Below are 7,769 nucleotides of genomic sequence, written 5' to 3' on the forward strand. Positions count from 1 at the left end.
CACCAGTCCCCGCCGGCCCAAACTCCAGGAACGCCGCCTGGAGGTCGAACACATCAACGTCGTTGACCGGCGCGTTATGCGTAAGGCCCTCGGCGGGACCATCGTCGGGAACACGATGGAATGGTACGACGTCGGCGTCTTCGGCTACCTGATCACCACCATGGGCCCGGTTTTCCTGCCCGAGGCGGACAAGACCGTGCAGAACCTGTTCCTGCTCGGCACCTTCGGAGCAACGTTCATCGCCCGGCCGCTGGGCGGGGTCTTCTTCGGCTGGCTCGGCGACAAGATCGGCCGTCAGCGTGTCCTGGCCATGACGCTCATCATCATGGCAGCCTCGACGTTCGTGGTGGGGCTGCTGCCCGGCTACTCGGTGCTCGGAATCTGGGCGGCAGTGCTGCTGGTCACCACCAAACTCATCCAGGGCTTCTCGACCGGCGGGGAGTACGCGGGTGCGACCACCTTCGTCAGCGAACATGCCCCGGACGCCCGCCGCGGCTTCTTCGCCAGCTTCCTGGACCTAGGCAGCTACATGGGCTTCGCCATCGGCGCGGCGCTGGTGACCCTGCTGCAGGTCACCCTCGGCGGGGACGTTATGGTGGCGTGGGGGTGGCGGATTCCATTCCTGATTGCCGGTCCGCTGGGCCTGATTGCCATCTACTTCCGGATGAAGATCGAGGAATCCCCGGCGTTCCAGGCCAGCCTCGACGCGCAGGAGGCAGGGGGTCCCGCCGGGGAGGCCGCGGACACCAAGGGACCCGTCGCCATCTTCACCTCACACTGGCGCGGCATCCTGCTAGCCATGATCCTGGTGGCCGCCGCGAACACGGTCGGCTACGCCCTGACGTCCTACATGCCGACCTACCTGACCTCCAACAAGGGCTATGACGAGCTTCATGGCACCTTGCTGACCATCCCCATCCTGGTGCTGATGTCCGCCGCGATTCCGCTCACAGGCAAGCTCTCGGACCGGATCGGACGCCGGCCGGTGTTGTGGATCGGCTCGCTCGGCACCGTGGTGCTGGCCGCGCCGGCCTTCCTCCTGATCGGCGTCGGGGCCATCTGGTCAACACTGCTGGGGCTCGCGCTCATCGCGTTCCCGCTGACGTTCTACGTGGCCAACCTGGCCTCGACCCTGCCCGCCCTCTTCCCGACTGCCAGCCGTTACGGGGCCATGGGCATCGCGTACAACTTCGCCGTGGCCATCTTCGGCGGCACGGCGCCGTTCATCATCGCGTCCCTGATTGCGGCGTCGGGCAACGAAATGATGCCCGCGTACTACTTGATGGCCACCTCGGCCGTTGGGGCAGTGGCGGTGTACTTCATCAAGGAGACGGCCGGCAAACCGCTGATGGGCTCCATGCCGAGCGTCGACACGATTGAGGAGGCGCACGAACTGGTGGCCGGCCAGGAGTCGAACGAGAACCTGGACCTCAACGAGATGCCGTTCGACCACACCTACGAACCGCCGGAGGGTGAGGCGGGGGCGGCGGCGACCGGTGCCGAGTCGGGGGCGGCGGCGCCCGGTGCGCCCGCTGCTCCGGCCGACCCCGGCCAGTCAGCCGGTTCCGCGCAGAGGGACGGCCGCGCGGACTAGCCTCCGCGGCGTCAGGCCCCTGTTTCGTAATGCGGTTCGGCCACGGGCTTGGACTCGGGGGAGCCCTTCTCCCGCAGGTACACCGAGGCGCCCACCAGTACGGCGACGGCCAGGAATTCGCTCTGCCAGTTCTGGAAGGACTCGAACCAGAAACGGCTGGTGGCGAAGTAGCCCCAGACCGTGACGGGCGGCTGGCCGTGGGCCTGCTGCTCGTCGCTGTATTCCTGGCTGCCGCCGACGGCATGGAGGGCGACTGAAGCCAGGAACAGCACCAGGAACATGATCGAGAGGGAGTGCTCATAGAGTTTGAGCACCCACCCGCCCCGGCGCACGGGCCAGGGCGTCGCTTTTTTGATGGTGGCGGTTCGCGGGTCTTCATCCTGCGGGGCAGCGTTGCCCATCGGTTTGGATTCGGAGGAGCCTTTCTGGAAGAGGAACACCGTCAGGATGACGTACATGCCCATCTGCAGGAACTCCGACTCCCAGTTCTCGAAGGTCGCCTCGAGGAACGCGCCCGTACCCAGGTACTCGAAGATCCCGACGGCGGACTGCCCGTGGGCCAGCTGGTCTTCGCTGTAGTCGGCGGCGCCGGTGACCACCATTCCGCCGAAGAAGACAACGAAGAGCCCGATGTTGGCCAGCAGCAGCCCGCGTTCTTTAACCCACTTGCGCATTTGTTCTCCCGACTCTGGGTGGATGGTGAAGTGTTAGGCCGGTGCCGGACTAGGTCCGCCGGGCTTTGTGGCGGAGCCTGCCCGGGATTAGCACGAGGAGGACCAGCAGCACGGCGAGCAGCCCGCCGCCCGCGATCAGGCCCGCTGCCCGGCCGATGGCCACGTCAAAGACCAGCGCCGAGGTACCCACGCTGAGGAGTGCGACGCCGGCCAGGGCCAGTTTCGCGATCCGGTCCGCGCTGGCCACTAGGGTCTCCTTGAGGCCCTGCCGGAACAGCCGGCGGTGCGCGCTGACGGGCAGCAGGATCAGGGCGGTGGTGAGGGCTGCAAGGACCACGGTGGCGAGATAGAGCACCATTTCGAATCCGTCGAGGGTTGTGAAGCGGGCCTGGAAGGGAAGGGTCAGGAGGAAGCCGGCGAGGATCTGCACGCCCGTCTGGAGCACCCGGAGTTCCTGCAGCAGCTCCGCCCAGTTGCGGTCCATCTTCTCGTCAAAGGTTTCGTCCCGCCCCGTGCCCGGGGACCCTGCTGCGTCCGGCATCATCGCTCCTCATCGTGAAAATCGCCTCGGTACTAAGCTTACTGAGGATTTTTCGGGTACGGTGGAAATGCGATAGGGCCCGGCATGTTTGCCCGGCCCAATCCTCAGCTCCGATCATCCAGAATCGACCGGCCGAATGCCAGAATGCAGGAGGAACGACATGACTCAGGACCAGCAGGGACACCCCATCGAAGAAGAAGCGGGCGGCTACGGGACGCCCACCGCCGAGCAGGAAGTGCCGGGCGGCGACGACAAGTCGTTTGCGCAGCCCCGCGACGAGGAGGCCTTTGATGCGGCCGGCCTCAACCAGGACAGCCCGGACGGCGAGACGTACCCGGCCGGAGCGCCGGACCTGAGCCAGTTCGGCGCCGAAGACCAGGACAGTGCAGGTGAACCCGGAGCCGGACGCTTCGGAGGGACGGAGGAACAGATGAACGCGGAAAACGAAAGCAGCGAGGCCGGATTCGAGCAGGGCAGCGCGGCAGCCGCCGAGCGCGGCGGTGCCGTTCCGTCCTCGGAGGCGGATATGGATGCGGCCAACACCGAGGAACCGGAACAGGAGCGCCCCTTCTCTTCGGAATCGGGCCAGGACGCGGCCGGCCTTCCCGACGGCAGCGGCACGGACCTGCCGGAGGAGAAATCACCGAAGGACCGCGGCCGCGACGACAAGGATTCGTTCGACGCCGGGTAATCCGCCGCCGAAACGCCGAAGGCCGGCCCCTCACACCATCTGGTGGAGGGGCCGGCCTTTTGTGTGCCGGCTGCCGCTTAGCGGCGCTTCTTCGGGGCGCGCTTCGCTGCGGCGTTCACCGCAGACTTCACTGCCGCCACCGCGGCGGCGTCGTCCGTTTCCGGCTCGGCCACGGTTCCGCGGGCCTTCGCGATGGCCTTCATGCCGTGGTAGATCACCAGCGCGGCCGCGGATCCCAGGGCGATGCCGGTGAACTTCAGGTCGCCGATGGTCCACGTGTAGTCCGCGATGCCCACGATCAGGGCCACTGCGGCGGTGGTGAGGTTGATGGGGTTCGAGAAGTTGACCTTGTTCTGCACCCAGATCTTCACGCCCAGGACGCCGATCATGCCGTAGAGCATAGTGGCGGCGCCGCCCAGGACCCCGGCCGGGACCGTCGCGATCAGTTCGCCGAACTTCGGCGAGAAGCTCAGTACGACGGCGAAGATGCCCGCCACCCAGTAGGCCGCCGTCGAGTAGACCTTCGTCGCGGCCATAACGCCGATGTTTTCGGCGTATGTCGTGGTGCCGGAGCCGCCGCCCAGGCCGGCGAGGACMGTCGCGGCGCCGTCGGCCAKCAGYGCGCGGCCGGACACGCCGTCGAGGTTCTGCCCTGTCATGGCGGAGACCGACTTCACGTGGCCGATGTTCTCGGCCACAAGGACCAGCACCACGGGCACGAAGAGGCCAACGACGCCGAGGTGGAACTCCGGGGTCTGGAAGTGCGGAAGCCCGACCCACGCGGCGGCGTCGACCTTCGCGAAGTGGATCTCGCCGCGGATCATGGCCACCACGTAGCCCACGATCACGCCGACCAGGATGCTCAGCCGGCCCAGGATGCCGCGGAAGAACACACTGACCACGATGATCACGGCGAGGGTGATCAGGGCGGTGATGGGGGCGGCGTCGAAGTTATTCTTGGCGGCCGGGGCCAGGTTCAGGCCGATGAGCCCAACGATGGCGCCGGTGACGATCGGAGGCATCAGCCGGTTGATCCACCCGGCGCCGAATTTCTGCACGATGGCGCCGATGATGGCCAGTCCGACGCCGGCCAGCACCACGCCGCCGAGCGCGCCCGCGATCCCATACTGCTGCTGCGACGCCATGATCGGGGCGATGAAAGCGAACGACGAGCCGAGGTAGCTGGGCACGCGGCCCCGGGTGATGACCAGGAACAGCAGAGTGCCGATGCCGGAGAAGAAGAGGGTGGTGGCCGGCGGCATGCCCGTGATGATCGGGACCAGGAAGGTGGCACCGAACATGGCGACAACGTGCTGCATGCCCACGCCGATGGTCAGGGGCCAGGCGAGCCGTTCATCGGGCCGGACAACCTCGCCGGGGCGGACGGACTTGCCGTTTCCGTGGATCTTCCATTTGGTGCCGAGCATGCTCATTGCAGCGAGCCTTTCAAGAATGTGTGGCGGGACCGGGAAGGAATCTTCCGGTGACACTTTACCGCGCCCGCAGGAGGCTCCCGACGCGGGTTCGGCGGCGCTAGAGTGGCGGAATGGCCGCACTGACTGCCCCGACGAAGCGCCTTCATACTGCCTGGCTCGCGGCTCACGCGGAATGGGGGCCGGGCCTGCACGAGGACGGTTTCGGGTTACTCCCGGACGACGACGTCGCGTCTGCAGCCGGGTTTGAGGCGTGGCTGRCACGGCTGGCCGGCGAGTCGGAGGACTGCACATACCGGTGGATCGTCGACGGCGGTGCGGTGCTCGGCGGGATTGCCCTGCGCCACGGCTCCGACGGGTTCGTGGAGCGGAACGGGCACATTGGGTACGGTATCCGTCCCTCCGCCCGGGGGCGCGGGCTGGGAACGTGGGCGCTCGGCCGCATGGTCGAGGAAGCGCGCTCGCTTGGCATGGACGGTGTTGTGCTGGTCTGCGAGGCCGGAAATCTCCCCTCGGCGAAGACTATTGAGCGGCAGGGCGGTGTGCGCGTGGGCCCGGAATCAGCCGACGCGTGGCGGTACTGGATCTCCATTACGTCCAATACTTCCGACGGCGGCTAGCTGGCTGCTGCGCCGGGTCCGGGCAGCGGGGATTTCATCAGCAGCAGGACCGCCTGCGGGTGCTTTTCAGACGTCCGGGGCGCCCGAACAAGCTGGGCCTCAAGCGTGAAGCCTTGTTCCGCGAACCGGGTGGCGACGTCGTCCGGAATGTGGAGTTCGGCCGTGAGTTCGACGTCGTGGCCGTAGGCGCGTGCCATAGTTCGGCGCCCGCTCCCTGCCTGGAATGCCAGCAACGCCCAGCCGCCCGGCCGGAGGACCCGCCAGAATTCACGGGCGATGCGCGGGAGCTCGGCAGGGGATGAGTGAATGATCGAGTACCAGGCGAGGACGCCGTCCGCAGCGGGGTCGGCGGCCGGGAGCCCTGACAGTTCACCCACCTCGAAAGCGAGCTCCGGGTGGTGCTCGCGGGCCACCCGAACCATCTCCGGCGACAGGTCCACGCCTGTAACTTGCACTCCCGAGCCGGTGAGGAGGGCGCTCATCCGCCCGGCACCGCAGCCGGCATCGATCACCCTGCGCTCCGGCGTCGAGCAGACCAGGGCAATGAATCCCTCAACCATCGCGAGGTCCAGCGGCGCCTCGAACGTGGCGTCCGGGAGGACCGTTGCATAGGACTCCGCCACGGCGTTGTAGGCGGACCTGATCTGGTCGAGAAGGTTCGGGTTTGCCATGGCCCGAGCCTAGCGGCGGCGGGCCGGATGCGGCCCCCTTTTCGCATGGAGGGCGGTGTCGCGCGTTATGGCGGAGCGGTGCCTTCCGGCTGGATGTACCGTGAGGTCCAATGCATACTTCGAAACTCCTTGAGGCCTACGACCAGCAACTGCGCACCGATGCGGAAACTCCCAGTGCGATCGCCGTCGAACGGCTGGGCCCACTTCGGCTCGTGACCTTCGCGGGCGCCCGCGGATTCGTGACCTACCAGGACCTGGCGGGCGCCAGCGCGGAAACGATCGCGGGGTGGGTGGCCGAGACGGCCCAGTTCTATCGCGCCGATCCGGACATTGTGCGGGTTGAATGGAAGACCCGCGGCCACGACCACGCGCCCGGACTTCACGAGGCGCTGCTGGAGAACGGGTTCGAACCCGACGAGACCGAATCGGTCATGATCGGACCCGCCAGCGCTCTCGCCGTGGAGGTGGCCTTACCGCCCGGAGTGACCCTGCGGCGCATAACGGCTGAGCCCGACATCCGCGCCATGAGCGCCATGCAGGACGACGTCTTTGGCACCCCCGCCTCGGAGGGCAATGCGGAGGCCATTCTGCGCCGGATGGCCCGCGACGACGGGATGGAATTGTGGGTGGGGGAGCATGGAGGGTGCATCGTCAGCGCCGGACGGTTGGAACCAGTGCCCGACACGGATTTCGCGGGAATCTGGGGCGGCGCCACCCGCCAGGAGTGGCGCGGGCGGGGCATCTACCGGGCGTTGACGGCAGCCCGTGCCCGCTCGGCGATGGCGTTAGGCAAGACACTCATTCACAGTGACTCGACTGAGTATTCGCGGCCAATCCTGGAGCGCTACGGCCTGGAACGGGTCTCGACGACGACGCCCTACCTCTGGCGGCGGTGAGCTCGGCGGCAGTTGCCGGTGCAGCCACCTTGGGGTGCGCCGCAGGAGCTGCGGCGACGGCATAGCGGCTCAGCCCGTCCTGCAGCTACGTCTGCGCGTCAGGCGGGGCGTGCGTCGTCGCCCGTCCCGCTTGGCGCCGGGCCGCGACATATCTGGCGATCAGCAGCACTCCGACGGGAACAAGCACGATCCCTGTGATGAGCCGCACCGCGTCGAGGGGCGTCCAGGTGAGGAAAATCATCGCCCAGACGAGCATGAAGATTCCAGCCGCCAGCTGAGGGATGGACGGATTCTTCACACGGATTCCCTCCTATAGGCAAGCGGCATTAGCGGTCCCAACATACTTGCCGTGGCGCTGCCGGGAAGCTGCGCCCTCCCGCGGGTTGCTGGGGCAGGGCCGGGTCGATGGCCGGTCTGGACTTCTTTTTAGGGTCGGAAGTGGTGGTTGCGTCGGGGTTGTTGGGTGGGGTCGAGGTGTGGTGGGTGGGGTGTACCAGGGKGTGCCGTTGTGGTTGTGGATGGTCCATTGTTCTTTGTGGATGAGGTGGTGGTGGTGKGAGCAGAGGAGGGTTCCGTTGTCGGTGCTGGTGGTGCCGCCGTGGGACCAGTAGGTGATGTGGTGGGCTTCGCACCAGGGGGCGGGGATGGT

Annotated in this window: 9 protein-coding genes and 1 pseudogene; 4 read left to right on the forward strand and 6 right to left on the reverse strand. The window is 67.1% G+C overall.

The window, feature by feature from the left end:
- On the forward strand, positions 1 to 1,594 hold a 1,594-nt coding region (locus AC1DHD_RS11765), incomplete at its 5' end, for an MFS transporter (protein ID WP_476879889.1).
- 11 nt (positions 1,595 to 1,605) lie between these two features.
- On the opposite strand, the gene AC1DHD_RS11770 is transcribed toward AC1DHD_RS11765, so the two are convergent.
- On the reverse strand, positions 1,606 to 2,268 hold the full coding sequence (locus tag AC1DHD_RS11770) for a DUF6766 family protein (protein WP_476879890.1): 663 nt from the start codon (positions 2,266 to 2,268) through the stop codon (positions 1,606 to 1,608).
- Between the two features lie 49 nt (positions 2,269 to 2,317).
- Positions 2,318 to 2,809 (reverse strand): DUF6328 family protein, encoded by a 492-nt coding sequence (locus AC1DHD_RS11775; RefSeq protein WP_476879891.1) that lies wholly within the window; start codon positions 2,807 to 2,809, stop codon positions 2,318 to 2,320.
- 160 nt (positions 2,810 to 2,969) lie between these two features.
- Between AC1DHD_RS11775 and AC1DHD_RS11780 the strand changes: the two genes are divergently transcribed.
- Positions 2,970 to 3,500, forward strand: coding sequence for a hypothetical protein (locus AC1DHD_RS11780; RefSeq protein ID WP_476879892.1), 531 nt, complete (start codon positions 2,970 to 2,972; stop codon positions 3,498 to 3,500).
- Positions 3,501 to 3,577: 77 nt separating this feature from the next.
- Here AC1DHD_RS11780 and AC1DHD_RS11785 read toward each other — a convergent pair whose 3' ends face one another.
- The gene (locus tag AC1DHD_RS11785; RefSeq protein ID WP_476879893.1) at positions 3,578 to 4,933 is read right to left on the reverse strand and encodes a uracil-xanthine permease family protein; all 1,356 of its coding nucleotides are present in this window, start codon (positions 4,931 to 4,933) and stop codon (positions 3,578 to 3,580) included.
- Between the two features lie 113 nt (positions 4,934 to 5,046).
- Between AC1DHD_RS11785 and AC1DHD_RS11790 the strand changes: the two genes are divergently transcribed.
- Positions 5,047 to 5,553, forward strand: a complete 507-nt coding sequence (locus tag AC1DHD_RS11790; RefSeq protein ID WP_476879894.1) for a GNAT family N-acetyltransferase — start codon at positions 5,047 to 5,049, stop codon at positions 5,551 to 5,553.
- Here AC1DHD_RS11790 and AC1DHD_RS11795 read toward each other — a convergent pair.
- Entirely contained in the window at positions 5,550 to 6,224 is a 675-nt protein-coding gene (locus tag AC1DHD_RS11795) for a class I SAM-dependent DNA methyltransferase (RefSeq protein WP_476879895.1), read from the reverse strand. The two genes, AC1DHD_RS11790 and AC1DHD_RS11795, sit on opposite strands and share 4 nt — an antisense overlap.
- Before the next feature lie 110 nt (positions 6,225 to 6,334).
- On the opposite strand from AC1DHD_RS11795, the gene AC1DHD_RS11800 reads away from it, so the two are divergent.
- On the forward strand, positions 6,335 to 7,120 hold the full coding sequence (locus AC1DHD_RS11800; RefSeq protein ID WP_476879896.1) for a GNAT family N-acetyltransferase: 786 nt from the start codon (positions 6,335 to 6,337) through the stop codon (positions 7,118 to 7,120).
- Between the two features lie 85 nt (positions 7,121 to 7,205).
- On the opposite strand, the gene AC1DHD_RS11805 is transcribed toward AC1DHD_RS11800, so the two are convergent.
- Together AC1DHD_RS11805 and AC1DHD_RS11810 are read right to left on the reverse strand one after the other, a co-directional pair.
- Positions 7,206 to 7,418: a hypothetical protein gene (locus AC1DHD_RS11805; RefSeq protein WP_476879897.1), complete on the reverse strand. Its 213-nt coding sequence runs from the start codon at positions 7,416 to 7,418 to the stop codon at positions 7,206 to 7,208.
- A 128-nt stretch (positions 7,419 to 7,546) separates the two neighbouring features.
- Positions 7,547 to 7,769 (reverse strand): annotated as a pseudogene (locus AC1DHD_RS11810) (HNH endonuclease); the annotation flags it as partial.

It is taken from the genome of Arthrobacter sp. 05L45_2 (assembly GCF_056397525.1).

Excerpts from the sequence above, each read along its gene's own strand:
- AC1DHD_RS11795 (WP_476879895.1), bottom strand. The coding sequence starts at position 6,224 with ATGGCAAACCCGAACCTTCTCGACCAGATCAGGTCCGCCTACAACGCC.
- AC1DHD_RS11800 (WP_476879896.1), top strand. The coding sequence starts at position 6,335 with ATGCATACTTCGAAACTCCTTGAGGCCTACGACCAGCAACTGCGCACC.
- AC1DHD_RS11775 (WP_476879891.1), bottom strand. The coding sequence starts at position 2,809 with ATGCCGGACGCAGCAGGGTCCCCGGGCACGGGGCGGGACGAAACCTTT.
- AC1DHD_RS11770 (WP_476879890.1), bottom strand. The coding sequence starts at position 2,268 with ATGCGCAAGTGGGTTAAAGAACGCGGGCTGCTGCTGGCCAACATCGGG.
- AC1DHD_RS11780 (WP_476879892.1), top strand. The coding sequence starts at position 2,970 with ATGACTCAGGACCAGCAGGGACACCCCATCGAAGAAGAAGCGGGCGGC.